22 protein-coding genes are annotated in these 25492 nt (G+C 65.1%); 10 read left to right on the forward strand and 12 right to left on the reverse strand.

The window, feature by feature from the left end; translation table 11 throughout:
* Window positions 1-110: 110 nt before the first annotated feature.
* From IV113_RS18310 to IV113_RS18320, 3 genes are all read right to left on the reverse strand, one after another.
* Complete coding sequence (locus tag IV113_RS18310; RefSeq protein ID WP_291087895.1) at window positions 111-1022, reverse strand: DMT family transporter; 912 nt, start codon at window positions 1020-1022, stop codon at window positions 111-113.
* A gap of 97 nt (window positions 1023-1119) precedes the next feature.
* Complete coding sequence (locus tag IV113_RS18315) at window positions 1120-1620, reverse strand: methylated-DNA--[protein]-cysteine S-methyltransferase (protein ID WP_291087898.1); 501 nt, start codon at window positions 1618-1620, stop codon at window positions 1120-1122.
* Entirely contained in the window at window positions 1617-3125 is a 1509-nt protein-coding gene (locus IV113_RS18320) for an Ada metal-binding domain-containing protein (protein ID WP_291087901.1), read from the reverse strand. The genes IV113_RS18315 and IV113_RS18320 overlap by 4 nt, the downstream gene beginning before the upstream one ends.
* Before the next feature lie 117 nt (window positions 3126-3242).
* Between IV113_RS18320 and IV113_RS18325 the strand changes: the two genes are divergently transcribed.
* Window positions 3243-4625: a phosphomannomutase/phosphoglucomutase gene (locus tag IV113_RS18325; RefSeq protein ID WP_291087904.1), complete on the forward strand. Its 1383-nt coding sequence runs from the start codon at window positions 3243-3245 to the stop codon at window positions 4623-4625.
* A gap of 6 nt (window positions 4626-4631) precedes the next feature.
* Here IV113_RS18325 and IV113_RS18330 read toward each other — a convergent pair whose 3' ends face one another.
* The gene (locus tag IV113_RS18330; protein WP_291087905.1) at window positions 4632-5903 is read right to left on the reverse strand and encodes a glycosyltransferase N-terminal domain-containing protein; all 1272 of its coding nucleotides are present in this window, start codon (window positions 5901-5903) and stop codon (window positions 4632-4634) included.
* On the reverse strand, window positions 5900-7297 hold the full coding sequence (locus IV113_RS18335) for a glycosyltransferase N-terminal domain-containing protein (RefSeq protein ID WP_291087908.1): 1398 nt from the start codon (window positions 7295-7297) through the stop codon (window positions 5900-5902). Before IV113_RS18335 ends, IV113_RS18330 begins: the two co-directional genes overlap by 4 nt.
* Window positions 7298-7431: 134 nt before the next feature.
* Between IV113_RS18335 and IV113_RS18340 the strand changes: the two genes are divergently transcribed.
* The 7 genes from IV113_RS18340 to IV113_RS18370 all read left to right on the forward strand — a co-directional run bounded on the left by IV113_RS18340 (window position 7432) and on the right by IV113_RS18370 (window position 14447).
* Window positions 7432-8121 carry an acylneuraminate cytidylyltransferase family protein gene (locus IV113_RS18340; protein ID WP_291087910.1) on the forward strand — a complete coding sequence of 230 codons (690 nt, stop codon included), beginning with the start codon at window positions 7432-7434 and terminating at the stop codon, window positions 8119-8121.
* Window positions 8111-9013: a hypothetical protein gene (locus tag IV113_RS18345; RefSeq protein ID WP_291087912.1), complete on the forward strand. Its 903-nt coding sequence runs from the start codon at window positions 8111-8113 to the stop codon at window positions 9011-9013. Before IV113_RS18340 ends, IV113_RS18345 begins: the two co-directional genes overlap by 11 nt.
* A 30-nt stretch (window positions 9014-9043) precedes the next feature.
* A complete protein-coding gene (locus IV113_RS18350) occupies window positions 9044-10096 on the forward strand; it encodes an N-acetylneuraminate synthase family protein (RefSeq protein ID WP_291087915.1) in 1053 nt (350 codons plus the stop codon).
* Window positions 10097-10101: 5 nt separating this feature from the next.
* Complete coding sequence (gene neuC, locus IV113_RS18355) at window positions 10102-11220, forward strand: UDP-N-acetylglucosamine 2-epimerase (RefSeq protein ID WP_291087918.1); 1119 nt, start codon at window positions 10102-10104, stop codon at window positions 11218-11220.
* Window positions 11217-12014, forward strand: a complete 798-nt coding sequence (locus IV113_RS18360; RefSeq protein ID WP_291087920.1) for a glycosyltransferase family 25 protein — start codon at window positions 11217-11219, stop codon at window positions 12012-12014. Before neuC ends, IV113_RS18360 begins: the two co-directional genes overlap by 4 nt.
* A gap of 142 nt (window positions 12015-12156) precedes the next feature.
* The gene (locus IV113_RS18365; RefSeq protein ID WP_291087923.1) at window positions 12157-13353 is read left to right on the forward strand and encodes an O-antigen ligase family protein; all 1197 of its coding nucleotides are present in this window, start codon (window positions 12157-12159) and stop codon (window positions 13351-13353) included.
* Window positions 13350-14447, forward strand: coding sequence for a rhamnan synthesis F family protein (locus IV113_RS18370; RefSeq protein WP_291087926.1), 1098 nt, complete (start codon window positions 13350-13352; stop codon window positions 14445-14447). The genes IV113_RS18365 and IV113_RS18370 overlap by 4 nt, the downstream gene beginning before the upstream one ends.
* A 9-nt stretch (window positions 14448-14456) precedes the next feature.
* Here IV113_RS18370 and IV113_RS18375 read toward each other — a convergent pair whose 3' ends face one another.
* The 7 genes from IV113_RS18375 to IV113_RS18405 all read right to left on the reverse strand — a co-directional run bounded on the left by IV113_RS18375 (window position 14457) and on the right by IV113_RS18405 (window position 23409).
* Window positions 14457-15815 carry a TolC family outer membrane protein gene (locus IV113_RS18375; protein WP_291087928.1) on the reverse strand — a complete coding sequence of 453 codons (1359 nt, stop codon included), beginning with the start codon at window positions 15813-15815 and terminating at the stop codon, window positions 14457-14459.
* 41 nt (window positions 15816-15856) lie between these two features.
* Window positions 15857-16207, reverse strand: a complete 351-nt coding sequence (locus tag IV113_RS18380; protein WP_291087931.1) for a rhodanese-like domain-containing protein — start codon at window positions 16205-16207, stop codon at window positions 15857-15859.
* Between the two features lie 21 nt (window positions 16208-16228).
* Entirely contained in the window at window positions 16229-16936 is a 708-nt protein-coding gene (locus IV113_RS18385) for a protein-L-isoaspartate O-methyltransferase (protein WP_291087934.1), read from the reverse strand.
* 48 nt (window positions 16937-16984) lie between these two features.
* Window positions 16985-20164, reverse strand: a complete 3180-nt coding sequence (locus IV113_RS18390) for an efflux RND transporter permease subunit (protein ID WP_291087937.1) — start codon at window positions 20162-20164, stop codon at window positions 16985-16987.
* A gap of 9 nt (window positions 20165-20173) precedes the next feature.
* Window positions 20174-21334, reverse strand: a complete 1161-nt coding sequence (locus IV113_RS18395; RefSeq protein WP_291087940.1) for an efflux RND transporter periplasmic adaptor subunit — start codon at window positions 21332-21334, stop codon at window positions 20174-20176.
* 28 nt (window positions 21335-21362) lie between these two features.
* Window positions 21363-22055: a TetR/AcrR family transcriptional regulator gene (locus IV113_RS18400; protein WP_291087943.1), complete on the reverse strand. Its 693-nt coding sequence runs from the start codon at window positions 22053-22055 to the stop codon at window positions 21363-21365.
* Window positions 22056-22215: 160 nt separating this feature from the next.
* Window positions 22216-23409: an acyl-CoA dehydrogenase gene (locus IV113_RS18405; RefSeq protein WP_291087945.1), complete on the reverse strand. Its 1194-nt coding sequence runs from the start codon at window positions 23407-23409 to the stop codon at window positions 22216-22218.
* A 104-nt stretch (window positions 23410-23513) separates the two neighbouring features.
* Here IV113_RS18405 and IV113_RS18410 point away from each other — a divergent pair, with 104 nt between their 5' ends.
* Entirely contained in the window at window positions 23514-24410 is an 897-nt protein-coding gene (locus IV113_RS18410) for a LysR family transcriptional regulator (protein ID WP_291087948.1), read from the forward strand.
* A 236-nt stretch (window positions 24411-24646) separates the two neighbouring features.
* On the forward strand, window positions 24647-25441 hold the full coding sequence (gene hutC / locus IV113_RS18415) for a histidine utilization repressor (RefSeq protein WP_291087951.1): 795 nt from the start codon (window positions 24647-24649) through the stop codon (window positions 25439-25441).
* Window positions 25442-25492 lie beyond the last annotated feature (51 nt).

Genomic DNA, 25492 nt, shown 5'->3' on the forward strand with positions numbered 1-25492 from the left:
ACCGGCCTGTCACGCCGGGGGTCGCGGGTTCGAGCCCCGTCCACTCCGCCAGTCAAGAATCAAATCACCGCGGTTGCAAGACCCCGGTGATTTTTTTCGTCTGTCAATGTTCAGATCGCTCGTTCCAGCCACCGCAGCCGCACGAGGCCTGTCGACAAGGCGGTGCCGCAAATGATCACCAGGCCGCATCCCACCATCCAGGGTGTGATGGTCTCGGCCAGAAACAGCGCGCCGTAGGCCAATGCGAACACCGGTACGAGGAATGTGACCGTCAGTGCCTTGCTCGGGCCGGCCTGTTCGATGATGTGGAAAAACAGGATGTAGGCGATCGATGTGCACAACAGCGCGACAGCAGCCACCGCAGCCCAGGCCGTGAAGCTCACGGGTTCGCTGGGCCAGAACCACAGCGTGGGCACGGCCAGGCCGAGCGCCGCGCCGATCTGGCTGCCGGTGGCGGTGGCCAGGGGGTGGGCGCCGGTGAGGTAGCGCTTGGTGAAACTGGCGGCCAGGCCGTAGCACAGGGTGGCGAGCAGACAGGCGCCCATGGCCAGCAGCGTGATGCCGGGGGAGCCCGCGCCGGCCACGCCGGTGGCGCTGAAGCCCGACTTGCCGATGACCAGCAGCGTGACGCCGGCGAAACCGATGCCCAGGCCGAGCATGCGCGAGCCGCCCGGGCGGTCCTTGAGCCAGAGCCAGGCCACCAGCGCGCCCGAGAGCGGCACGGTGGCGTTGAGGATGGAACTGAGCCCGGTCGTGATGTGCAGCACCGCGTAGGCAAACAGCGCGAACGGAATGCCCGAGTTGAGCAGGCCGACAAACAGAATCGGTTTGGCGCGTGCGCGGAAATCCGCCCAGACACCCTTGATCAGGAAAACCGGCAGCAGGAAGAGGGCGGCCAGCGTGACGCGCATGCCTGCGGTGGGCAGTGCGCCGAGTTCGGCCGCGCCCAGGCGCGTGAACAGGAAGGACGCGCCCCACAGCGCGGCGAGCAGCAGAAATTCAAGGGCAAGGACGGGGTTCATGGCGTGAAAGTATGCATGGGCGCTCGGGCGCGCAGGAGCAGCATTGATGCCGGATGGGCGCGCGATTGATGCGCTGATCGACTCAATGTCCGGCGCTTCACAACTGGCGTGCGCCTTCGAGCGAGAGCAGCGCGGTCTTGCGATCAAGCCCGCCTGCGTAGCCGGTGAGCGAACCATCGGCGCCGAGCACGCGGTGGCAGGGCACCACGACGCTGACGGGGTTGCGGCCCACCGCGGCACCCAGGGCGCGCACGGCGGCCGGCTTGCCGATCGAGGCGCTCAATCCTCCGTAGCTGGTGGTGGCGCCGGGGGCGATGCCCAGCAGCGCCTGCCACACCTGCTGCTGGAACGGCGTGCCCGCGTTCAGGTCCAGCGGCAGGTCGAAGTGCTTGCGCTCTCCGGCGAAATACTCTGTGAGCTGCTGGATCGCATTGAGCAGCAGTGGATTCGAAGGATCGCGGCGCCAGGCCGAGGTGTCGGGCCCGTGGCGCTGGCCATCGAACCACACGCCACTGAGGCCTCGCGGCGTGGCTGCGAGCGTCATGGCGCCCAGCGGGCCTTGCCATGCGCTGAAAACGGTGAGGGGATCGTGTTTCATGCGGATGCTCCTGAAGATGAGGCGACCTGGCCTGCGGACCAGGCCCGGACGACGGCGTAGCTGCGCCAGGGTTTCCAGGCGAGCGAGGCGGCTTCGGCCTCGCGGGCCGGGTGTTTGAGTGCCTGCACGCCCATGGCTTTGTGCAGCGCGACGTCACCGGCGGGAAAGGCATCGGGCCAGCGCAGCGCGCGCATGGCGATGTACTGCGCGGTCCAGTCGCCGATGCCGGGCAATGCCTTGAGGGCGGTGATGGTGGCGGGCACGTCGGCGCTGCCGTTGAGCACCAGGCCCTGTTCGGACACACCCCGAGCCAGCGCCACGATGGCGGCCTGGCGTTGTTTGACGATGCCCAGTTCGCCGAGCGCATCGCTACCCGCCTGCGCGAGCACGTCGGGTGCGGGAAACAGCCGGGTGAGTTCCGCGAAGGGCGTGTCGATGGGCTCCCCGAACCGATTCACCAGGCGCTGCGCGAGCGTACGCGCAGCCGCCACCGTGATCTGCTGGCCGAGCACGGCGCGCACCGCGAGTTCAAAGCCGTCGAGCGCGCCCGGCACGCGCAGCCCGTCGCCGGCCGGAAACGGGCCGTGCAGCACCGCGTTGATCGAGGCCGGGTCAGCGTCGAGGTCGAGCGCGGCGCGCAGGCGGTGGATCACCTGCGGCAGCACCTCGCGCAGGCTGTCGCTCACACGCAGTACGAGCTGGCAGCGCGTTTCATCGAATTCGGCGACCAGCCAGCCGCGGTGGCTGTGGCCGGCGATGTCCATGCGCAAGGTCTGTCCGAGGCGCAGCCGGTCGTCGACGAAGGCCACGCCGTCGATCAGCCGTTGGCGGAAGAAGGCCAGCGTGGCCACCACGTCGTACGGCGGCCGGTAGCCCAGCCGCACCGCAGTGCCTTGGTCGCTGTCGCGGGTGGTGCTCGCACGCCGCAGCTGCGTCGGGTTCAGGCGGTAGTGGTCGAGGAAGGCGGCGTTGAAGCGCCGCACACTCGCAAAGCCGCTGGCCCCGGCGATCTGGGTGACCGGCAGGTCGGTGTCGGCGAGCAGTTGTTTGGCCGTGAGCAGCTTGCGCGTGAGCAGGTATTGCAGCGGCGAAACACCGAGGCGGTCTTCGAACACGCGGCGCAGGTGACGGTCGCTCACGCCCAGGCGCGCGGCCAGCCGTTCGCCCATGCTGCCGTCCGCGTCCTGCCAGTGCAGCGGGTCGTCGAGCCAGAGCGTGGCCTGCTGCAGCAGGATGGCGGAGGCGTCCTCGGTGGACCAGTGGCGGTCCATCGGGGCCAGCTCGGGGCGGCAGCGCAGGCAGGGGCGAAATCCCGCGTGTTCCGCCTGCGCCGCCTGCGCGAAAAAGCGGCAGTTTTCGCGCCGGGGTGTGCGCACGCGGCAGACCGGTCGGCAGTAGATGCCGGTGGAGGTGACGGCGGTGAAGAACCGCCCGTCGAAGCGCGCGTCGTGCGAGCACAGCGCGCGGTAGCAGGCGTCGTCGTCGATGTGGTCTGAGCGGTTCATGGCCATCATGGTAGGCCGTTCGGATGGACGTGGCTGGCCGTTTCCGGACATGTGCCTCCAGGGGCGCGAAAGGCCACTCCTACAATGGCCCAACCTCCCCGAACCCAGGACACCACCATGCAAGTCACCCCCTCGATCTTCAAGGCCTACGACATCCGCGGCGTGACGCCCACCGCGCTCAACGAAGACGTGGCCGAGGCGCTGGGGCTGGCTTTCGGTACGCGGGCCTTGGAGCTGGGCGAGAAGAGCGTGGCGGTGGGCCGCGACGGTCGCTTGAGTGGCCCGGCCCTCTCCGCCGCGCTGATCCGCGGTCTGGTGGCTGCGGGCGTGGATGTGATCGACATCGGTCTCGCCACCACGCCCATGCTGTACTTCGCCGCCGCCACGCTGTGCACCAGCGGCATTCAGGTCACAGGCAGCCACAACCCGCGCGACTACAACGGTTTCAAGATGGTGCTGGCCGGGCGAGCCATCTATGGGGAGGACATCCAGGCACTGCGCAAGACCATGGAGACGGAGACGCACCAGCGCGCTGAGGGCGGGCGCGTGCGCCTGATCAACGTGCAGGCGGCGTACCAGGCCCGCATCGTGGGCGACATCAAGCTCTCGCGTCCCATGAAGATCGTGGTGGACTCTGGCAACGGCGTGGCCGGTGCCTCGGCCCCGGCGATTTTTCGCGCGCTGGGCTGCGAGGTGATCGAACTCTTCAGTGAGGTGGATGGCAACTTTCCCAACCACCACCCTGACCCGAGCAAGCCCGAGAACCTGCAGGACCTGATGCGTGCGCTGCGCGAGACCGACGCAGAACTGGGCCTGGCCTTCGACGGCGACGGCGACCGCCTGGGCATCGTCACCAAGGACGGCGCCACCATCTACCCCGACCGCCAGATGATCCTGTTCTCGCAGGACGTGCTCTCGCGCGTGCCCGGTGGCGACATCGTGTTCGACGTGAAGTGTTCTCAGCGTCTGGCCCCGGCCATTGAAGCGGCCGGCGGCGTGGCCCACATCTACAAGACCGGCCATTCGCTGATCAAGGCGCGCATGAAGGAACTGAACAGCCCGCTGGGTGGCGAGATGAGCGGCCACATCTTTTTCAAGGAGCGCTGGTACGGCTTTGACGACGGCACTTATGCCGGCGCGCGCCTGCTCGAAATCGTGAGCCGCAGCCCGAACGCCAGCGACGTGCTCAATGCCTTGCCCACCAGCTTCAGCACGCCCGAACTCAATGTGGCTTGCGCCGAAGGCGAGCCACATGCGGTGGTGGAGAAGCTGGTGGCCCTGGCGAAGTTCGACGCACCGGCCAAGCTGTCCACCATTGACGGCGTGCGGGTCGACTGGCCCGATGGTTTTGGTCTGATCCGCGCCTCCAACACCACGCCGGTGCTGGTGTTGCGCTTTGAAGGGCAGACCACCGAGGCGCTGCACCGCATTGAAGCGGTGATGCTGGCCTTGCTCAAGCAGGCCAAGCCCGATGCCGTGGTGGGCGCCTCCGCCCACTGACGCGGCTCAGCGCGGCAGCAAGGCCTGCACGCGCTCGATCACCGCTTCGGCCTGTTCGTCCACCAGGGCGGTGGTGTCCACAGGCAAGTTGGCGCCCCACACCGCTGCCACTTCGCGGGCCACGTCGGCTTCGCTGTTCACCCGTCTGGCCTGGCGCAGGCCGTCGAGCCGTTCGTAGCTCTCGGCGAAATTCCAGACGTTCGGGCCGTGCAGCACGGCGCAACCCAGGGCCAGTGGCTCGTGCGGGTTGTGGCCCCCCACGCTGGCGAACGACCCGCCCACCAGGGCCACCGGAGCGAGTCGGTACCAGAGACCCATCTCGCCAATGGTGTCGGCAATGTAGACCGCAGCCTCGGTGGCAATGTGCGCGCCCGCGCTGCGCAGGGGAACATCGTTCGACAAGGCGGCGGAGGTGAGCGCAGCCACCTCAAGCCCGCGCGCCGGTGCCCGCGGCGCGATGATGAGCAAGGCACCGGGATACTGTTCACACAGCCGGACGTGGGCGGCGAGTGCGAGCTCTTCTTCGCCGGGGTGGCTCGATGCCAACAACCACACCGGCCGGTATGTGAGCGCGCGCTGCCAGGCATCGAGATCGTCCGCATCACAAGCCAACGGCGGCACGAGCGCCTTGATCGTGCCGCTGATGGTGATCCGTTCGCGTGGTGCACCCAGCGTCACCAGTGCCTCGGCGGTGGTCTCGTTCTGCGCAAACAAATCGCGAAAACCGGGCAGCAAGGCCTGATAGAGCCAAAGGCCCCAGCGCCGCTTGGCCAGCGACTCGGGCGACAGCCGCGCATTGACCAAGGCACGTGGGATCGCGCGTGCGTCGGTCTCTGCGATCAGCGCGGGCCACAGGTCCATCTCGCACCACAGCGCGAGCGAGGGCCGCCAATGGTCGAGAAAGCGCGCGACGGCCTCGGGCGTGTCGACCGGGGCGAACTGGTGCTGGCAGCGTGGCGGCAGGCCGGTGCGGCGCAGCGCGTCACCCGAGGTGCGCGCGGTGGTGGTGATGAGGAAACTGCAGTCGGGTCGCCGCTCGGCCAGCCGGGCGAACAAACCCGCCAGCGCCATGGACTCGCCCACACCCACCGCGTGGCCCCACGCCAGCGTGCCGGTGGGTCGGTCGGCGTATTCGCTGCCCAACTTCTGCCGCACGCTGCGTGGCGTTTCCTTGCCCCGCAGCAAACGACGCTGCAAACCCTTGCGCCACACGGGTGCGAGCACCCGGGCGAGCACCAGGTAAGTCCGCAGCGCCCAGGGTTGGCGCGCGGGTGTCATCGGGTTTCCAGCCAGGGCACGAGCGCGGCCATGTGTTTGGCGGTGGCGCCGCCGTGTTCGGCGACAAAGGCCTCGGCGCCGGCGATGGCGCGGGCGTAGTCGGCGGGTGAGGTAAGCAGTTGCACCAGCGCTGTCGACAGGCTGTTGATCGTCATGTGCTGTTGCAACACGCCGGCGGCCAGCGCCTCCACGCCGGGGTACTCGATGCCCCAGATGCTGGGCCCGACCATCACCGGCTTCTTCAGCGCCAGCGGTTCGATCACGTTGTGCGCGCCCAGCGGCACGAACGATGCACCGACCACCACCACCTGCGAGAGAGCGAGGTAAAAATACATCTCACCCAGCGAGTCGCCCACCAGCACGTCGATGCCGCTCATGTCGGGCGCGTCCGGCGTGGGCTGCAGCGCGGTGTCCAGCATGCGGCTGCGACGGGCCATGCGCAGACCCGCGCCCTCCATCAGTTGCGCCACGGTGTCGAAGCGCTGCGGACTGCGTGGCACATACACCACCAGCGGTGGCGGTAGCCCAGCGGCCTGCAGGCCCGCCTGAACCTGGCGGATCGCCTCGATGAACTGCTCGTCCTCGCCCACGATGGCGCTGGCGAAACAGATCACGGGCCTGTGTCCCGGCGAAGCGGTGGCGAGCTGCCAGGGCGCGAGCAAGGCGTGGGCCGCAGCCAACTGCTGCGCTGACACGGGCAGGTCGAAGCGGGTCTCGCCCGCGATCACCACGCGCTCGCAGCCCACGTCGCGAAAGCGTTGGGCATGCGTTTCCGACTTGCACAGCACCAGCTCGTAGGCCTGGAAGATGCCGGCGCGAAAGCCACCCCATTTGCGGTCGCGCACGATGCTTTTTTTCGGATATTGGGCGTTGGCCATGGCCAGCGGCACCCCCTGGCGGCGGATGGTGGCCAGCAGCACCGGCCAGGTGTCGATCTCGGTCATGATCGCTGCGCGCGGGCGCACCCGGCGGATCAGGCTGCGCACCGCCCAGCTCAGCTCCAGCGGCACATAGCTCACCTGCAGGCGGCGCTGCGCGATCGCTTCGTCAAACAGGGCGTGGGCGGCGGTGCGGCCCGCCGGGGTGAGGGTGGTGATGAAGACGGGATAACCCGCCGCCAACAGGGCGCGCACCAGGGGGGCGGCACCGCGCATCTCACCCATGGACGCCGAGTGCACCCACAGCGGGCGGTACAGGCCGGTGGGGGCGACGCCGAAACGCTCGTCCCAGTGCGCTCTGTACAGCGGTTCACGCTGGCCACGCCGCCACAGAAAGAGCAGGAACATCGGCAGCAACAGGTGCCACAGCATTTCGTACACACCAATGAGCACGGACAGCCGCCAGCTGGGCGGAAATGGACGGGAGGCGGTGTGCGTGGATGAGGGGGATGCCATCGGTGGGAGCGGTACGGTACGGGCGGGGGTGCCTGCACGTCCCACCGAGGGCTCCGGGCGAAGGCCATTCAGTATAGTTACGCCCTTGGGCAGGCCCTCTCCAAGCGGCCGCCTCCCCCACAGGAACACCACCGATGCCCCTCCCCACGCCGGCCTGGACCGCAGTCATCCCGCTGCGCGCCGGATCCAAGGGCCTGCCCTCCAAAAACATCCGCCCGCTGGCGGGCAAGCCGCTGTACCGCCACGCGCTGGACCAGGCTCTGCAAGCCGGCGCCCAGCGCGTGGTGATCACGACCGACATCCCCGAGGTGCTCTGGGCAGAACTGCCCACCCAGGTGACGCTGGTGGAACGTCCGGCCGAGCTGGCGGGCGATACCGTGCCCATGGCCCCGGTGCTGCAACACGCTCTGCAGACCGCCGACTGCCACGGCACGGTGGTGCTGATGCAGGCCACTTCCCCGCTGCGTCTGCGCACCGACATCGAAGCCGCGCTGGCCGTGTTCGCCGGGGGCTATTTTGAGCTCGTCATGTCGGTCACGTCGGCCGACCGCGGCGTGCTCAAGTGGGGTACGCTGCGCGGCAACCGCTTCCAGCCCCTGTCCGACCCTGCGCACTGCTTTGCCAACCGCCAGAGCCTGCCGCCGGTGGTGCGGCCCAACGGCGCGCTGTACGTGTTGAATGCCGAGCGCTTCGTGGCCAGCGGCAGTTTCGTCTCGGAGCGCATCGGCGTGGTGGAGATGCCGGCCGAGCGCAGCCAGGACATCGACTCGCTGGAAGACTTCGAGCGTTGCGAAGCCGCTTTGGAGGCCGCGCATGGGCAATGAGATGAACACCGACTACGTGGAGCTCTACGCCGCGCCCACCTGGCAGTGCGTGATGATCTGCTGGGGCACGAAGTATTCGACGTCGCTCATCAACAACCTGGTCCGCAGCATCGCTGACAAGGCCTCGTCGCAACCGCGCTTCATCCTCATCTCCGACCGGGAACGCCCCGATCTGGCCGATCGCATCGAGCTGGTGCGGTTTCCCGAGTATTGGCTGCAGGACAAGCTCAAGACGTCGGGTTGCCAGGCCAAGCTGGTGATGTTCGACCACGGTATCGTGCCGACCGACCTGCCCGCGATCTACGTTGACCTGGACACTATCGTTCTGGGCGACCTGGGCACCGGCGTGAACCTGATGAAGAACCGCCGGACCGTGGCCATCCTGCAAAGCGCGATCATTCCGTTTGGCTGGGTCGGGCGCACGTTGTACCGCTGGACTAATCGCCGCCGCTATGCGCGCGGTAACTCGTCCTTCGTGATCTACCACCCGGCCGAATGCCACTTCATTGCCGAACGTTTCAAGGTGCTGCTCGAGCAGAACCCCCAACTCGAGTTCCGCCCCATGGCGGCCGATGAACGCTTCATCAGCTGGGTGGCGCAGGAACACATGGTGCCCATTCCCAACTCGTTTGCGGTGAAGTTTCCCGGCGAGTTCATGTTCTATTGGGGCTTCTGGCTTTACATCAAAGCCCGGTTGCCCTGGGTGCGCAGTCGTCGCCGATCGCTGGTTGCCGTTACGCTCAATGGCTTGATGATCAAGCCCGAGAAGCTGGTGTCGCTGAAAGAAGGCGACGTGATCGTCGATGAAAAATCCCGCAAGCTGATCTGGAGCGAGAAGACGCTCGGCTTCATGCGGTCCAAAATCCAGGCGTTCTACGCCGGCTCCCTGTAATTTCCCGACGCCACCCGGCAAGAGGCTTTTATGAAAATCGCCCACCGCACCATCTCTCCCGCACACCCCCCGCTGGTCATTGCCGAAATCGGCATCAACCACGGCGGCAGCCTCGATGTGGCCAAAGGCATGGTGCTGGCCGCGCACCGCGCCGGCTGCGAAATGGTCAAGCACCAGACGCATTTCGTTGACGACGAGATGACGGACGAGGCCAAACAGATCTTTCCGCCCAACGCCGACAAATCCATCTGGGACGTGATGGAGGAGTGTGCGCTGTCCAAGGACGACGAGATCTCGCTCAAGTCGTATGCCGAGTCGCTGGGCCTGATCTACATCTCCACGCCGTTCTCGCGCGCCGCGGCCGACTTCCTGAACGACATCGGTGTGTCCGCGTTCAAGATCGGATCGGGCGAGTGCAACCATGTGCCGCTGATCCGGCACATCGCCAGCTTCGGTAAGCCCATCATCATGAGCACCGGCATGCAGACCATTGACGGCATGCGGCCCTCGGTCAAAGCACTCGACGACTCGGGTGTGGAATACGCGCTGCTGGAGTGCACCAACCTCTACCCGTCGCCACCCGAGATCGTGAGCCTGCAAGGCATCACCGAACTGCGCAACGCCTTTCCGCGCGCCGTCATTGGTTTCTCCGACCACAGCATCGGCCCCGAGATGGCGCTCTCCGCCGTGGCGTTGGGCGCCTGCATCCTGGAGCGCCACTTCACCGACACGCGTTACCGCAAGGGCCCGGACATCTCCTGCTCCATGGACCCGGCCGAGCTCAAATTTCTGATTGACCGCTCGCGTGAGATCCACACCGCGCTGAACAACCCCAAGGTGCGCACTGGGCCCGAGGAAGACGTGTACCGCTTCGCGCGCGGCTCCATGGTGGCCGACCGCGACCTGCCCGCCGGCCACGTGGTCACGCCCAGCGACATCTGGGCGCGCCGCCCCGGTTCGGGCGAGATTTCCGTGCAGCACTTCGACCGCCTCGTGGGCGCGAAGCTCACGCGCGCCGTCAAGCGCAACCAGCAACTGCTGTGGAGCGATCTCGACGGCGTGAAGCCTCTGGCCAACAGCTGATTCGAATGAGTGCGAAAAAACTGCTCTTCGTCACCGGCACCCGGGCCGATTTCGGCAAGCTTGAGCCGCTCGCGCTGGCCGCACAGCAGGCAGGGTTTGTCGTGAGCTTCTTCATCACCGGCATGCACATGATGCGGCGTTACGGCGAAACGCGGCTGGAAGTGAAGCGTTTTCCGGGTGCCGAATTCTTCGAGTTCGTGAACCAGCGCGAAGGCGACGCGCAGGATTTCATTCTCTCCAAGACCATCCTGGGTTTCTCCGATTTCGTGCACGAGCACCGGCCCGATCTGGTGGTGATCCACGGTGACCGGGTGGAGGCGCTCGCCGCGTCCATCGTCTGCGCCATGAAGTACATCCCCTCGGCGCACATCGAAGGCGGTGAAGTCTCGGGCACCATCGACGAGAGCATTCGCCACTGCAACACCAAGCTGTGCGCCGCGCATTTCGTGAGCTCTGAAAATGCCCGCCAGCGCGTGCTGGCACTCGGCGAGTCACCCGAGAGCGTCTACAACATCGGCTCACCCGAACTCGACACCCACGCGCGGCCTTCGGGTGTGACGCTGGCGCAGGTGAAAGAACGCTACGCGATCCCGTTCGACGACTACGGCATTGCGATCTTCCACCCCGTGACATCGGAGGCCGACACCATTGGCACCCAGGCGCGGTCATTGTTCGAGCGGCTGGAAACCAGTGGCCGACATTTTGTTGTGATCGCCCCCAACAACGACCCTGGCACCGAAGACATCTTTGCGGTGCTGGACACCTTGCCCAAGGAGCGCTTCCGCCAGATACCGTCGATGCGCTTCAACTATTTCTCCGAGCTCATGAAGAATGCAGCCGTGATGGTCGGTAACAGCAGTGCGGGAGTTCGCGAGGCTCCATTTCTAGGTATTCCAAGCCTGGATGTGGGCACCCGTCAATACAACAGATCGACCGGCCATTCCATTGATCAGTGCAGTGCATTCGACACAGCATCCATCGACGAATTTCTGCAATCGCGTTGGAGCCATCGCTTTGCCTCAGACCGTTCTTTTGGCCGAGGCGACGCGGCCGAGCGCTTCGTCATCACGATCCAGGCCGGAGAGTTCTGGTCTCGGCCAACCCAGAAGATCTTTGCCCAGTGAACTTGCGCTCCCCACTCGACGGTTTGTCGGTTGTCTTGATCAACCTTCCCAGGTCCAAAGAAAGACGCGATTGCATGCAGAAGCGACTGGCGGCGTTGGGGCTCAACTACGAGATACTGCCGGCCATCGACGGTCGGGCGGAACAAGAACGGTTGGCTCAAAACGTCGATGACTCTGCATTTCAACGAAACGTCGGGCGTGATGTGTTGCCTGGTGAAATCGGCTGCTATTACTCGCATCTGGCGGCTTGGGAGCGCTTCCTCTCCAGTGGTGAACAGGTGTTGCTCGTGCTTGAAGACGACGTTGTGTTTCATGACGATTTCATCGAGGCTCTGCAGATGGCCTTGCGCGCCCGCCCTCACTGGGATTTTCTCAAGCTCAACAAGATCCGAGCCAAACAGCCTGTCTGCCAGGGCCGATTGGGCTCCTACAATCTCAATGCCTATTTGGGGCCCGCGACCGGTCTCGGCGCCTATCTCATCCAACGCCCGACTGTCCAACGGCTGCTGCCCCGGATGCTTCCCATCACACGTCCCATCGATCACGAGCTTGACCTCATTTGGCGGCACGACTTTCGTCACTTTGGACTGGAGCCGTTTCCCAGCCATGTTCAGGACGATGGCGTGAGCACCATCACGGGTGAACGGTTCCAGAGTGTGAAGAGGTACCCGTTGAGTCGCCGCTGGCCCAAGTACGCAAAGCAGTTCTATCGGCTGTTGAGCAGACTGATTTACCTTGCGCGGCGTGGCCGCTTGCTGCCCCGTCGAGCCCCACTTCCTCTGGAAAACAGATGACTAACGTCAAATCTGCACCTGTTACGCGAGAGCGAAAGAAGAATGATCCCTTGGTCGACAAATGTGTTTGGGAACAGCCATGGGTGGCGTTGAGACCTTGGCACCCCCCCGGGGGCATTGGGTGACGAGAAGTCAGACCCGCATGGACAGCCTGGCCCGATGGTCCGCTGTGGCACTGATGTTGGGTGTGCCCACTTCGATTGCATTGGTGAACATCGGGCTCTTTCTGCTCTTGGTCGGTTGGACCTTCTCAGGAAGCTTTGATCGCAAGTTCGCAGTCATCCGTGCCAATCCGATCACCTTGCCGAGTTTGGCGTTGTTCGGGCTTGTGCTGTTGGGTGTCCTGCACACTGAAGCGCCGGACGCCGTGGTTCGATCACATCTCTACGTTTACAGCAAACTTCCCATGATGTTGGTGCTGCTCACGTTGTTCGATGATGTGCTCTGGCGCAGACGAGCTATGGCGGCCTTCGTGATCGGCTCAGTGATCACCTTGGTGTCAACCTACGCCAACATCTGGATTGAAGTCCCTTGGTCCGATTCGCACGAAAGGGGTTTCGGTGTGACACACCATGTTTTCAACGACTACATCGCTCAGGGGCTTGCGATGTCGGTGTTTGTGGCTTGGTGTTTGGCGCAGAACTTCGCCGCGCGGAGCCGCGTCGTGCAAGTGGGGTTTGTCGCGCTCACTGCGTTGGCTGTCTTCAGCATTACCCATTTGTTGGCTGGGCGAACCGGTCAACTGGTCGTGCTCTCGATGTGTGGTGTCATGGCGTTGGTCAAGGCGCCTCCTCACTGGCGCTTGCCTGCCGTGCTGGTGGTGATGTTTGGTGGTTGCCTGTTGCTGCTGTCTTCACCTTTGCTGCGTGAGCGGGTGCTGCAAGCATGGATGGATTTCAACCTCTACAGCAGTGAGGGCGTGGTGTCCACGTCGATTGGTGCCCGTCTGGATATGTGGAAGAACGCCTGGAACATGTTCCTTGACAGTCCCTTGTGGGGTCAGGGGACCGGCGGCTATCGCGTAATTTCCAGCCGCATTTACGCCGATGCTTCACAGTGCGGCGTCTCGTGCATTCATCCGCACAACCAGTACCTCTTCTTTGCGGTCGAGCACGGTTTGCTGGGTTTGACTGCCTATGGCCTGCTGCTGTGGGCGCTGATTCGGGGTGCCATTCGATGCCAGGGTGGTGAGCGGGCCATGCTCGCGGGTTTCTCGACAGTGTTGATTCTCGATGGCTTCATCAATGGACCTTTCTGGGTAACCACCGAGCGCCACCTGTTTGCGTCCATGTTGCCCCTGCTCATGGCCTCCTGGCCCGCAGGCCGCCGTTCAGCATGATTCCATTGTGGAAAATTCAGCGGGAGTGGCAGTCGTTGCAGATGCAGTTGGATGCGGTGGTCGACCGTATCGTTGGGCCCGCGCGCCAACGGCGGCGAGATGCCGCGTTTCCCTCGGCGCTCAGGGCCTTCGACGGCTCCGACGCACTCCACGAGAAGGTGGCCATCTTTCTCGTTTACCAGCCGCATGGGGTGGCGGCAACGGTACGCCAGACCTGTGAGCACTTGAGCTACCGCGGGTACTCCGTGCTTCTGGTGTCGAACACCCCACTCGGAAATTCCGATCGGGACGATTTGTCCCATGCAGTCTGGCGTTTTGTGGAGCGCGACAATTTCGGGTACGACTTCGGTGGCTATCGCGACGGAATTCAGTTGCTCCAGCATTGGGGCATTGCGCCGGAGCAGACCTTGGTGCTCAACGACAGCATCTGGTTTCCTGTTCGACCCGACGAAACCTTGACTCAGCAGTTTGAGGCTTCTCCGGCGGGCTTCATCGGTGCGTTTCGATTCGTCGACCCACCCGCACACGACACAGAACATGCCGGCATCTTTTTGTCTTACATGTTGTGTTTCAAGAAGTCTGTGTGGTTGTCCGACGCGTTTCGCGACTATTGGCGCAACTACATCTGCACCAGCAACAAGATGCTAACGGTCAAGCGCGGCGAACGGGGGTTGTCTCGTGCCTTGTTTGCGGCTGGATTGCCCAGCGAAGGTGTTTACTCCCGCGATCGCCTGCTTGCTGCCATCGCCCGCCAGTCCAATGCATTCTTGCGGCTCGCGCTCAATTACGCAGCCTACACCGACGCCTCATTGCAAGACGAGCGAAATGCCTTGCTGCTTGATTTTGCAGATCAGGAGTCATGGCGCCTTCGGGCCTTGATCCACATTGAAGCGGTGGCTGTCCGCCGCAATCCGTTGTCGGTGTTTTGTTACGCCAGCATGCACCTGCTTGGGGTTCCTTTCCTCAAGAAGAACCGCGGAGAGCTTCAAGTTCGCATGCGCCAACAATACGTTCGGGCGGTCACCAATGGCGACCTACCCCACCCAGGTGAGGCGGCGTGGGCCGAAATTCAGGCGGGAAACAAAAGCGCCTGACGGCAGGGCTCACTTCGCCAGCAGCGAATTGATCGGCAGCAGATCCTCGGGCACCAGCCTGCCGCTGGACTGCTTCAGGCGCAGCCCGCCGAGCAACACGTTGTAGCGGGCCTGGGCCAGATCGCGCTTGGTCTGGAACAACTGGCTCTGTGCGTTGAGCACGTCGATGTTGATGCGCACACCCACCTGGTAGCCCAGGCGGTTGGCGTCCAGGGCGCTCTGGCTGGAAACCTCTGCGGCTTCCAGCGCCTTCACCTGGCCCTGGCCCGAGAGCACGCCGAGGAACGCGCTGCGCGTGGCCAGATCAATGCCGCGCTTGGCGGCTTCCAGGTCGGTGCGGGCCTTGTCTTCGAGCGACAGGGTCTCCTTCACCCGGTTCTGGATGGCGTAACCGGCGAACAGCGGCATGTTGAACTGCACGCCGATGCTGGCGTTGTTGCTGCGCACCGTGTTCTGTGCGAGGGATGTGGTGGATGGCGCGCGGGCCACTTGGTACTGCGCCACCAGATCCACGGTGGGTTTGTGGCCGGCTTCGGCCTTGCGGGTCTCCAGCTGCGCGATCTCCAGCCCGCGCGTGGCTTGCAGGATGGTGGGGTGGGTCTCGTCGTTGAGTGCCACCCAGGCTTGCGGATCGGCGGGCAGCAGCGGCGGCAGCACGACGGGCGCCACCAGCGGCTTCGGCGTCACGCCCACCCGGCCCACCAGCTGGTCCAGCGTCAGCTGCTTGACGCGCAGGTCGTTCTCGGCGGCGATCTCCTGCGCCACCACGAGGTCGAAGCTGGCCTGCGCTTCGCGTGAGTCGGTCACGGTGGTGGTGCCGACCTCGAAGTTGCGCTTGGCTGCGGCGAGCTGCTCGGCCACGGCGGTTTTCTGGGCGCGCACGAAGGCCAGTGTGTCGGTGGCCGCGAGCACGTCGAAATAGGCCTGCGTGGTGCGAACGATCAGGTCTTGCTCTGCCAGGGTGAGCGTGGCCTTGGCCACGTCCACCGAGAGCAGCGCCTGGTCGTTGATGAGTTTGTTGACTGGGCGGTACAGCGGCTGGCTGGCAGCGAGCGTGGCGCTCTGGCTGTTGCTGGTGGTGTCCGCACCACCGTTGATCTCGCGCCGGGCCCAGCTGGCCGCCGCGCCCAGGCCCACTTCGGGCAGCAGGCCGGCTTTGGCCTGGTCTGCGCGGAAGAGGTCGGCTTCGAACTGCGAACGGGCCGACAGGTAGGTGGCATCAAAGCCGCGCGCTGCCTCGTAGAGTTCCACCAGGCTTTGGGCCTGCGCTCCCGTGGCAGCGCCCAGGGCCAACCAGGTGGCCACGGCCAGACGGCTCACGGCGAAGGGTCGACCCAGGGTGGGGACGGGTGCGTGCGGGACGGTCATGGAGTTCCTTTGATACGAATGGCGGGACATGGAGTGGGCGGTCAATAGACCGGGACACCCGGGTCGCGTTCCTGCGACCAGGCGTGGATGCCGCCATGGATGTTCACGACCTGTGTGAATCCCTGGTTCATCAGAAAGTTCGCCACCTGCGCGCTGCGCATGCCGTGGTGACACAGGCAGGCAATGGGTTGATCGCGGTCGAGCTCGGAGAGCCGCTCGGGCACGCTGCGCATGGGGATGTGCCGCAGCTCGAAACCCTCGGCCTTGACCGAGGCGGTCTGCAGTTCCCAGGGTTCGCGCACGTCGAGCACGACCGGCATGCGGCCCGCCGGTGTTTCGCTGGCCGCCTGTGCGAGCCAGTCGTCGAGCTGTGCGGGTTGAATCGCTTTCATGGACATCCTTGAAGGAAGACTTCAGAAACGGAAGCGCGATGGCTCCGGGAAGTTCAGCAGGCGGGGCGCCACCGTGTCCCAGGGCTGCAGGGTCTGGAACGAGGAGTCGCCGATGCGGGTGACGATGGTGGCGCGCATCACCGGCTCGAAGCCGACGATGGTGGCCAAGCGGCCACCGGGTGCCAGCAAGGCGAGCAACGCTGGAGGAATCTCGGCCACCGAACCGCTCAGCAGGATGGCGTCGAACGGGCCGTTCACGTTGCAGGCGGCAAAGCCCTGCGCTGCGGCATCGGCCTGCTTGATGTCGACGTTGGCGATACCGGCGTTGCGCAGGTTCTCGCGTGCGGTGCCGGCCAGCACCGGGTCGATCTCGATCGACACCACGCGTTGCACGAGGCTGGCCAGCAGGGCGGCCATGTACCCGCTGCCGCTGCCGATCTCCAGCACCTTGTCGGTGGGCTTGAGGTCCAGCTCCTGCAGCAGGCGCGCTTCGACCTTGGGCGCCAACATGCACTGGCCTTCCACCGCCGGGTGTTTCAAGGGCAGTTCCATATCGGCGAAGGCCAGCGAACGGTGGGCGACGGGCACGAAGGCTTCGCGGTGCATGCGTGCGAGCAGGTGGAGCACCTGGGGGTCGAGCACCTCCCAGGGACGGATCTGCTGTTCGATCATGTTGAAGCGGGCGTGGTCAAAGCCGGTGTGGATGGCGGGGGCAATTGTGGTGGTCATGGCGGGGCTCCTGGGAGCGTCTGAAGAGACGGAAAAAATGAATGAATTTTAAGGAGTGGAGCCCAGCGGCTCGGCCGCGGGGGGACCCATGCCGAGCTTGCGTCGGAACCACTGCGCCAGATCGTCCATGTAGCAGTACACAACGGGCACCACCACCAGGGTCAGCAGCGACGAGGTGATCACCCCGCCAATGACGGCTTGCCCCATGGGCGCGCGCTGTTCCGAGCCTTCGGTGAGTGCGAAGGCCAGCGGCACCATGCCGAAGACCATGGCCAGCGTGGTCATGAGGATGGGGCGCAGCCGCACGCGCGCGGCCAGCAGCAGGGCCGACTCGCGGTCCATCGGCGCCTCGCCGGCCAGACCGCTGCGCGCGCGGATCGCGAAGTCCACCAGCAGAATCGCATTCTTCGTCACCAGGCCCATGAGCAGAACGATGCCGATGACCGAGAACATGCTCATGGTCGAACCGAACATCAGCAGCGCCAGTGCAACGCCGATCAGCGTGAGCGGCAGCGCCGTCATGAGGGCCAGCGGCTGCAGGAAGCTCTGGAACTGGCTGGCCAGGATCATGTAGATGAAGATGATGGCCAGCGCCAGTGCCGAGATGGCGTAGCCGAAGGACTCCTGCATGTTCTTGGTGGAGCCGCCGAATTCATAGCGGTAGCCGGGGGGGAACGGCGTGCTGTCGAGCACCTGCTTGATGTCGGTGGACACCTCGCCCGCCGAGCGGCCGAACACGTTGGCGTTGATGGACACCTCGCGGTTGAGGTTGCGCCGGTTGATCTGGTTGGGGCCGGTGGAGGCCACCACCTCGGCCACCTGGCCCAGGCGCACCACGCGGGCCGTGCCGTCGGCTTCGGTGCCGACCATGAAGGGCAGTTGTTCGAGGTCGCTCGCGCGTTCGCGCCCGGTGGCGGCCAGTTGCACGTTCACGTCGTAGCTCTCGCCGTTCTGAGCGCGCCAGTTGCCCACCGTGGTGCCGGCCACCAGCGTGCGCAGCGCGCCACCCACCGCGGCCACGTTCATGCCGGCGTCCGACGCCAGCTCGCGCCGCATCTTCACGTCCACCGTGGGTTTGTTGGGCTTCACGCTCGCGTCGAGGTCGACCAGGCCAACGATGGGGCGGATGCGCTCCATCACCGTGGCGGTCAGGCGCTCCAGTTCGGCCAGGTCGTCGCCCTGCAGGGAAAACTCCACCTGCTTGTTGCCGCCCACGGCGTCCAGCAGGCCCACGTGCGTGACGGTGATGCCGGGCACGCTGCGCAGCCGCTCGCGCAGCTGGGCCGACATCGCGTCCGCGCTCAGCGTGCGGTCCTTGCGGTCCACCAGGCGCACGTAAACGCTAGCGTACATGGTGCCCTGGGCGTTGCCGGTGTTGAGCGTGGACAGTGTGTATTTCACTTCCGGGAACTGGCGCAGGATGGCTTCCACCTCGCGCGTCTTGGCTTCGGTGGCCTGCAGCGAGGAACCCACCGGCGTGTGGAAGCTCAGCGAGGTTTCCGAGAAGTCGGCCTTGGGCACGAACTCGGTGCCCAGCAGCGGCAGCACGAACAGACTGCCGATGAAGGTGGCCAGCGCCACACCCAGCGTGGCCAGCTTGTGCTTGAGCGACCAGCGCAGGGTGGTCTGGTAGGTGTCGGCCAGGTCGTCCTGGAAACGGTCGAACCAGCCGGTGACGCGGCCGATGGTCTTGTCGTAGAGGCTGCGTGGTGCGTCGGGATGGCCGTGCTTCTCGATTTCCGGGTCGTGCCACACCGACGACAACATCGGGTCGAGCGTGAAGCTGACAAACATCGAGATGAGCACCGCCGCCACCATGGTGATGCCGAACTCGTGGAAGAACTTGCCGATGATGCCGCCCATGAAACCAATGGGCAGGAAAACCGCGACGATGGACAGCGTGGTGGCCAGCACCGCCATGCCGATTTCCTGCGTGCCCTCCATGGCCGCGTTGTAAGGCGTTTTGCCCATCTGGACGTGGCGCACGATGTTCTCGCGCACCACGATGGCGTCGTCGATCAGCAGGCCCACCGACAGCGTGAGCGCCATCAGCGTGATCATGTTGATGGTGAACCCGAAGAGGTTCATGAAGAAGAAGGTGCCGATCAGCGCGATGGGCAAGGTGAGGCCGGTGATGACGGTGGAGCGCCACGAGTTCAGGAACAGGAAGACGATGAGCACGGTGAGCAGCGCGCCCTCGATCAGCGTGCGGCGCACGTTGTCCACCGACACGCGGATCGGCCGCGAGCCGTCGGCAATCTGCTCCAGCCGGATGCCCGGTGGCAGCTCGGCGCGCAGTGTATCCACCGCCGCTTTCAGGCCGTCGGTTACCGCAATGGTGTTCTCGTCTTGCGCCTTTTGCACCTGCAGCAGCAGCGTGCGCTGGCCGTTGTACAGCGCGAGGCTTTGCACTTCCTCGGTGCCGTCGTTGACCGTGGCCACCTGCGAGAGGCGAACCGCGTTGCCCGCGCGGCGCGCGACGATGATGTCACCGAAGTCCTGCGGGTTCTGCAGCCTGGAGAGCACCTGCACCACGCGCTCGGCCTCGCCGGTCTTGAGCGTGCCCACCGGCAGGTCCTGGTTTTCGTTGCGCACGGCGGTGGTCACCTGCTCGGTGGTCACGCCGAGTGCTTCCATGGCCGAAGGATTGAGCTCGATGTTGATGGCGCGCTGCGTGCCGCCCACCAGCGTGACCGAGCCCACGCCACGCACGTTCTCCAGCCGTTTTTTGAGGGTCTGTTCGGCCCAGGTGGTCAGCTCCACCGCGCTGGGTGCCTTGCCGTTCACAGCCTCTGGAATGACCGCGACCGACCAGATGGAGCGCGCTGCCGGATCGAAGCGCAGCACGCGCGGCTCTTCCACCTCGTCGCGCAGCAGCGGGCGCAGGATGCCGATCTTCTCGCGCACGTCTTCGGCCGCCTTGCGCCCGTCCACCGTGAGCTGGAATTCGATGATGACGACCGAGGAGCCTTCGTAGCTGCGCGAGGTCAGGGTGTTGACACCGGCCACCGCATTGACCGCCTCTTCGACCTTCTTGGTGACTTCCGATTCCACGATCTCGGGCGATGCGCCAGGGTACGCGGTGGTGACCACGACCACCGGGAAATCGATGTTGGGGAACTGGTCGACCTGCAGGCGCTGGAACGAGAAGATGCCCAGCACCACGAAGGCGATCATCACCATGGTGGCGAACACCGGGTTGCGCAGGGAGACCTGGGTGAACCACATGCGGGCTGCTCAGTTGCTGGCGGTGGCGGGCGCGCTCAGGCGCACGGCGGTGCCTTCGCGGATCAGGCCGGCCTGCGCGCGCAGCAGCTGTGTGCCGGCCGGCAGACCATCCACCGCGCGCATGGGCTCGGTGCCCTGCAGACCGGTGGCGCCCGCTTGCAGCGGCACATGCACCACCGCGCCTTCGCGCACCACCTGCACATAGGGCTGCGGCTTGTCGTTGCGCACGGTGGAGGCGGGCACGGCCAGCGCCGTGACCGAGCCGATCACGATGTGACCCTGGGCAAACAGGCCCTGGCGCATACCGGGCAGCGCGGGCACGCGCAGGTACACCAGCACGCTGCGGCTGGCCGCCTGCACGCTGGGGTTGATGCGCGCCACGGTGGCCTGCACCGGCTCGGCCAGGCCTTCCACGGTCAGGCGCGCCGTCTGGCCCACCTTCACGCCTGCGGCTTCAGCGGGCGCAATCGCGGCCTCCATCTCGAAGCCCGAAAGATCCACCACGTCGAGCACGCGCGTGTCGATGCCCACGCGTTCACCGTTCTGCACCAGCCGGGCCGAGACCTGGCCTGTCAGCGGCGAGCGCAACGTGGTGTCGGCGAGCGACTTGCGCGCGATGTCCAGCGCGGCCAGCGCGGCCTGGTGCGTGGCTTCGGCGCTCGACAGGTTGGCGGTGGCGGTCTCCAGCGCGGTGCTGGAGATGAAGCCCTGGCGCACCAGGGCCTGGTTGTTGTCAAAGGTGCGCTTGGCGATCGCCACCTGCGCCTGGGCCGACTCGGCCTGTCGCGCGGTCTGGCGCACGCGCGCCTGGGCCTCGGTGCTGTCGATGCGTGCCACCACTTCGCCCGCTTTCACCGGGTCACCCTCGCGTTTGGTGAGGCCCTGAATCTCACCGGCCGTTCGGGCCTTGATGGCGGCGGTCTGCAGCGCATCCACCGAGCCCGAGAGGGCCACGGTCTGGGTGAGTTCGATGGCTTGCACGGTCACCACGTCGGTGGGTGAGAGTGTGTAGGTCGGTGTCTTCTGCAGCGACTCGGCTGAGGCGCGGGCTGCTTCACTTGTGGCCTTGCGTTTGCCCAGCGCGCGCGTGACGCCCAGTGCAACGCCGAGCACCAGCGCGATGAGCAGCAACCACTTGATCCAGAAAGACAGCGAACGACGTGAGGTCATGGTGGTGAGGGCGATCGGTGCAATCGGCTCAGACGGGGCGTCGGGTGGACTTGGGCACCTGCATGCCCGAGAGAAGCAGGTCAACCTGCGCATCGATGAAGCCGATCGGATCGATCCGTGAGGTCGGCGGGCAGCACGGCGCCATGGAGTGTTTCCACATCAGCAGGAAGATCATCGGTGCGATCAGGCTGTAGACCGCGTATTCCATGGACAGTGGTCGGAAATCGCCGCGGTCGACGCCGCGTTGCAGGATGCGGCGGATCAGGTTGTGACCGGGTTCGATCACTTCCTTCTGGTAGAAGGCCGCGATCTCCGGAAACATGCCGGCCTCGCTCATCACCAGCTTGGTGATGCCCGAGGCGGGCGTCATGCCGATGCGCTCCCACCAGGAGTGCATGCAGTGGCGCACCAGATCGGCGCTGTCGCCGCTGAAGCGCTCGAACTCTTCGTTCCATTCGGTGAAACGCCCGGCAATGTTCTCGCGCACCACGGCTTTGAACAGCTCTTCCTTGCTCGGGAAATACAGGAAGAGGGTGCCCTTGGACACGCCCGCCAAGGCTGCCACTTCTTCCACCCGGGTCGCCGCAAAGCCCTTTTCCACAAACAGGGTGAGTGCCGCGTCGAGCAACTCGCCCGGACGCGCTTCCTTGCGCCGCGAACGGCGTTGCGGAGCGCCGGGTTCGACGGGGAGGCTGGTGTCCGAGGCGGGGGTCGACGGCATGCGGGTGTCTTTAATGACCGATGGGTTATTAACTATAACCCACCCCCGCCGCGCTGCGCGCGTCCCCCTCAAGGGGGCGCACCCTGGGACCGGCGGAGCCGGATCCTCGGGCGCCCTTGACGCGGCACCTCGCTCCGGCGGCGCCCGATCGCACCTTTTTTCAGTTGAACGCCTGGATGCCGGTGATCGCGCGGCCCAGGATGAGCGCGTGCACGTCGTGCGTGCCTTCGTAGGTATTGACCACTTCCAGGTTCACCAGGTGGCGCGCCACGCCGAACTCGTCGCTGATGCCGTTGCCACCCATCATGTCGCGCGCCATGCGTGCAATGTCCAGCGACTTGCCGCAGCTGTTGCGCTTGAGGATGGAGGTGATTTCCACCGCGGCCGTGCCCTCGTCCTTCATGCGGCCCAGGCGCAGGCAGCCCTGCAGGCCCAGGCTGATCTCGGTCAGCATGTCGGCCAGCTTCTTCTGGATCAACTGGTTGGCGGCCAGCGGGCGGCCGAACTGCTGGCGGTCCAGCACGTACTGGCGGGCGCGGAAGAAGCAGTCTTCAGCCGCACCGAGTGCACCCCAGGCAATGCCGTAGCGCGCACTGTTCAGGCAGGTGAAAGGGCCCTTCAAGCCCCGCACCTCGGGGAAGGCGTTTTCTTCAGGGCAGAACACCCCGTCCATCACGATCTCGCCGGTGATGGACGCACGCAGGCCGACCTTGCTGTGGATGGCCGGGGCCGAGAGGCCCTTCATGCCCTTGTCGAGGATGAAACCGCGGATCGAGCCTTCGTCGTCCTTGGCCCACACCACGAACACGTCGGCGATCGGTGAATTGGTGATCCACATCTTGGCGCCGGAGAGGCTGTAGCCGCCAGCCACCTTTTTCGCGCGGGTGACCATGCTGCCCGGGTCGGAGCCGTGGTTGGGTTCGGTCAGGCCGAAGCAGCCGATCCACTCGCCGGTGGCGAGCTTGGGCAGGTATTTCTGCTTCTGTTCTTCGGTGCCGAACTCGTTGATCGGCACCATCACCAGCGAGCTCTGCACGCTCATCATGGAGCGGTAGCCGGAGTCCACGCGCTCCACTTCGCGAGCCACCAGGCCGTAGCAGACGTAGTTCAGGCCACTGCCGCCGTAGGCCTCCGGGATGGTGGGGCCGAGCAGGCCGAGTTCACCCATCTCGCGAAAGATCGACGGATCGGTCTTCTCATGGCGGAAGGCCTCGGTCACGCGGGGCAGCAGCTTTTCCTGGCAGTAGGCGTATGCCGCTTCGCGCACCTGGCGCTCGTCGTCGGTGAGCTGCTGGTCGAGGTGGAACGGGTCTTCCCAGCTGAAGCTGGCCTTGGCTTTGGTGGGGGAAAGCATGGTGTTTGTCTCCGTGTGTTGGGGTGGCAATGCGCGCATTGTCCGCCGGGCATGAATACCTGTCTAATATCGAATAGGTATCCGTCGATACAGGAAAGCTATTCATGGAATTCCGCCACCTGCGCTATTTTCTGGTGCTGGCCGAAGAGTTGCATTTTGGTCGCGCTGCGCAGCGTCTGGCCATGACGCAGCCGCCGCTCTCACTCAACATCCAGCAGCTTGAAGCCTCGGTGGGTGCGCAGCTGTTCACGCGCAACAGCCGTGGCGTTGCGCTGACGGCGGCGGGGCAGGCGTTGTTGCCGGCGGCACGGGCGCTGCTGGACCAAGCCACCGAGGCCGCCCGCCAGGCACGCGACGTGGCACAGGGGCTGGCAGGGCAGTTGCAGATCGGGTTTGCCGGCGCGGTGCTCTACCGCGGTCTGCCGCAGATGCTGCAAGCGTTTGGCCTGGCCCACCCCGGCCTGCGACTGGTGTTGCGCGAACTCAGTTCCCGCGAGCAGTTGATCGATCTGGTGCACGACCGGCTGGATGTGGGGTTTGTTCACACCACGCGGGTGCCGAAGGGGTTTTCGCAGATCCTGGTGTCCAGCCAGCCGTTCATGGCCTGCCTGCCGGCAAGCCACCTCGCCGCGCAGGCGAAGAGCTTGTCGCTGGACCGTTTGCAGGGTGAGCCGTTTGCCATCGTCTCGCGGGCGGTGTCGTCTGACTACCACGACCGGATTCTGGCGGCCTGCGCCGACGCCGGCTATGAGCCCGAGGTGCGGCTGGAGCTGCAGCACTGGTTGAGCGTGGTGTCGGTCATTGGGCAGGGGCTGGGGGTTGGACTGGTACCGGCCGCGCTGGCCCAGGCGGGTTTGCCGGGGGTGGTGTTTCGACCGCTGGCCCGGCCGCTGCTGCCCTACGACACCCACTGCCTCTCCAAGGACGGGGGGCATCACCCCGCGCTGCTGGCGTTTCTGGACATGGTGCGGCACACCTCGGCCGCGCTGTCCGGCAGCTGAAAAAGCGCAAAAAGTCAGTCGGATCCTGCGGGCGAGTCGTTTCTTGCGCCTGGCATTTAATTTGCTTGTGTTTACCTGTATAGACAGTTTAGAAGACAAGTCCCCCAACAACGGCACCAAACTGATGCAACACCGCTCAATGGACCAATCAAAGGCGCAATATTGGTGCCTTCAGGTATCTATTTCAGGGTTTGCCTGTATGTACAGGTGTGGATGATTCCGCAAAATCGCGAACCATGACCATCCAAACATCAAACCCCACCCCCGTCCGCAAACCGCACGCGGCCCAAGGGAATGCCGCGTTCACGCCGAGCGTGGCGCGTTACCAGCAAGTCAAGGACTTCATCGCCAGCAAGATTCAGGACGGCACCTGGAAGGCCGGCGACCGCCTGCCGTCCGAGAGTGAACTGGTCAGCCGCTTCGGCGTCGCCCGCATGACCGTCAATCGGGCCTTGCGCGAACTGATGGAGCAGGGTCGCGTGAAGCGGATCGCCGGCGTCGGCAGTTTTGTCGCCGACGACAAGCCTCAAGGCAATTTGCTGCAGATTGCCCGCCTGTCTCATGACATCCGGCGTCGCGGCCACGACTACCAGTGCCAGATCGTCACCGTGGAGCGCATCTCTGCCTCGCTGGAGGTGGCCTCGGCTTTGGGGCTGCACACCGGCGAATCGGTGTTTCATTCGGTCTGTGTGCACCTCGAGGACGGCGTGGCCATGCAGTTGGAAGACCGCTACGTGAACCCGCGCATGGCGCCCGATTTCGGCCAGCAGGATTTCACGCTGGAACAGCCTTCCGACTTCCTGGTGCGCACCGTGCTGTTCGACGAGATGGAGCATGTGGTGGATGCCGTACTGCCCACGGCGGAGCAGGCCGCGCTGCTGCAAATGGAGGCCAGCCAGCCCTGCTTGCTGCTGACCCGGCGCACCTGGATGCGCGAAGTTCCGATCACCCTGGTGCGCTGCCTGCATCCCGGCGCACGCTACCGGCTGGGCAGCCGCTTTCGCACCGATGGCAATGCCGTGACCAGCTGAATCCACGTCCGCTCGCACCAGAAAAATCTCACTCGCACCTACTTGTATAGA

It is taken from the genome of Hydrogenophaga sp., from assembly GCF_018780385.1.
GTDB lineage: Bacteria > Pseudomonadota > Gammaproteobacteria > Burkholderiales > Burkholderiaceae_C > Hydrogenophaga.

Excerpts from the sequence above, each read along its gene's own strand:
- IV113_RS18310 (WP_291087895.1), bottom strand. The coding sequence starts at position 1,022 with ATGAACCCCGTCCTTGCCCTTGAATTTCTGCTGCTCGCCGCGCTGTGG.
- IV113_RS18315 (WP_291087898.1), bottom strand. The coding sequence starts at position 1,620 with ATGAAACACGATCCCCTCACCGTTTTCAGCGCATGGCAAGGCCCGCTG.
- IV113_RS18320 (WP_291087901.1), bottom strand. The coding sequence starts at position 3,125 with ATGAACCGCTCAGACCACATCGACGACGACGCCTGCTACCGCGCGCTG.
- IV113_RS18325 (WP_291087904.1), top strand. The coding sequence starts at position 3,243 with ATGCAAGTCACCCCCTCGATCTTCAAGGCCTACGACATCCGCGGCGTG.
- IV113_RS18330 (WP_291087905.1), bottom strand. The coding sequence starts at position 5,903 with ATGACACCCGCGCGCCAACCCTGGGCGCTGCGGACTTACCTGGTGCTC.
- IV113_RS18335 (WP_291087908.1), bottom strand. The coding sequence starts at position 7,297 with ATGGCATCCCCCTCATCCACGCACACCGCCTCCCGTCCATTTCCGCCC.
- IV113_RS18340 (WP_291087910.1), top strand. The coding sequence starts at position 7,432 with ATGCCCCTCCCCACGCCGGCCTGGACCGCAGTCATCCCGCTGCGCGCC.
- IV113_RS18345 (WP_291087912.1), top strand. The coding sequence starts at position 8,111 with ATGGGCAATGAGATGAACACCGACTACGTGGAGCTCTACGCCGCGCCC.
- IV113_RS18350 (WP_291087915.1), top strand. The coding sequence starts at position 9,044 with ATGAAAATCGCCCACCGCACCATCTCTCCCGCACACCCCCCGCTGGTC.
- neuC (WP_291087918.1), top strand. The coding sequence starts at position 10,102 with ATGAGTGCGAAAAAACTGCTCTTCGTCACCGGCACCCGGGCCGATTTC.
- IV113_RS18365 (WP_291087923.1), top strand. The coding sequence starts at position 12,157 with ATGGACAGCCTGGCCCGATGGTCCGCTGTGGCACTGATGTTGGGTGTG.
- IV113_RS18370 (WP_291087926.1), top strand. The coding sequence starts at position 13,350 with ATGATTCCATTGTGGAAAATTCAGCGGGAGTGGCAGTCGTTGCAGATG.
- IV113_RS18375 (WP_291087928.1), bottom strand. The coding sequence starts at position 15,815 with ATGACCGTCCCGCACGCACCCGTCCCCACCCTGGGTCGACCCTTCGCC.
- IV113_RS18380 (WP_291087931.1), bottom strand. The coding sequence starts at position 16,207 with ATGAAAGCGATTCAACCCGCACAGCTCGACGACTGGCTCGCACAGGCG.
- IV113_RS18385 (WP_291087934.1), bottom strand. The coding sequence starts at position 16,936 with ATGACCACCACAATTGCCCCCGCCATCCACACCGGCTTTGACCACGCC.
- IV113_RS18390 (WP_291087937.1), bottom strand. The coding sequence starts at position 20,164 with ATGTGGTTCACCCAGGTCTCCCTGCGCAACCCGGTGTTCGCCACCATG.
- IV113_RS18395 (WP_291087940.1), bottom strand. The coding sequence starts at position 21,334 with ATGACCTCACGTCGTTCGCTGTCTTTCTGGATCAAGTGGTTGCTGCTC.
- IV113_RS18400 (WP_291087943.1), bottom strand. The coding sequence starts at position 22,055 with ATGCCGTCGACCCCCGCCTCGGACACCAGCCTCCCCGTCGAACCCGGC.
- IV113_RS18405 (WP_291087945.1), bottom strand. The coding sequence starts at position 23,409 with ATGCTTTCCCCCACCAAAGCCAAGGCCAGCTTCAGCTGGGAAGACCCG.
- IV113_RS18410 (WP_291087948.1), top strand. The coding sequence starts at position 23,514 with ATGGAATTCCGCCACCTGCGCTATTTTCTGGTGCTGGCCGAAGAGTTG.
- hutC (WP_291087951.1), top strand. The coding sequence starts at position 24,647 with ATGACCATCCAAACATCAAACCCCACCCCCGTCCGCAAACCGCACGCG.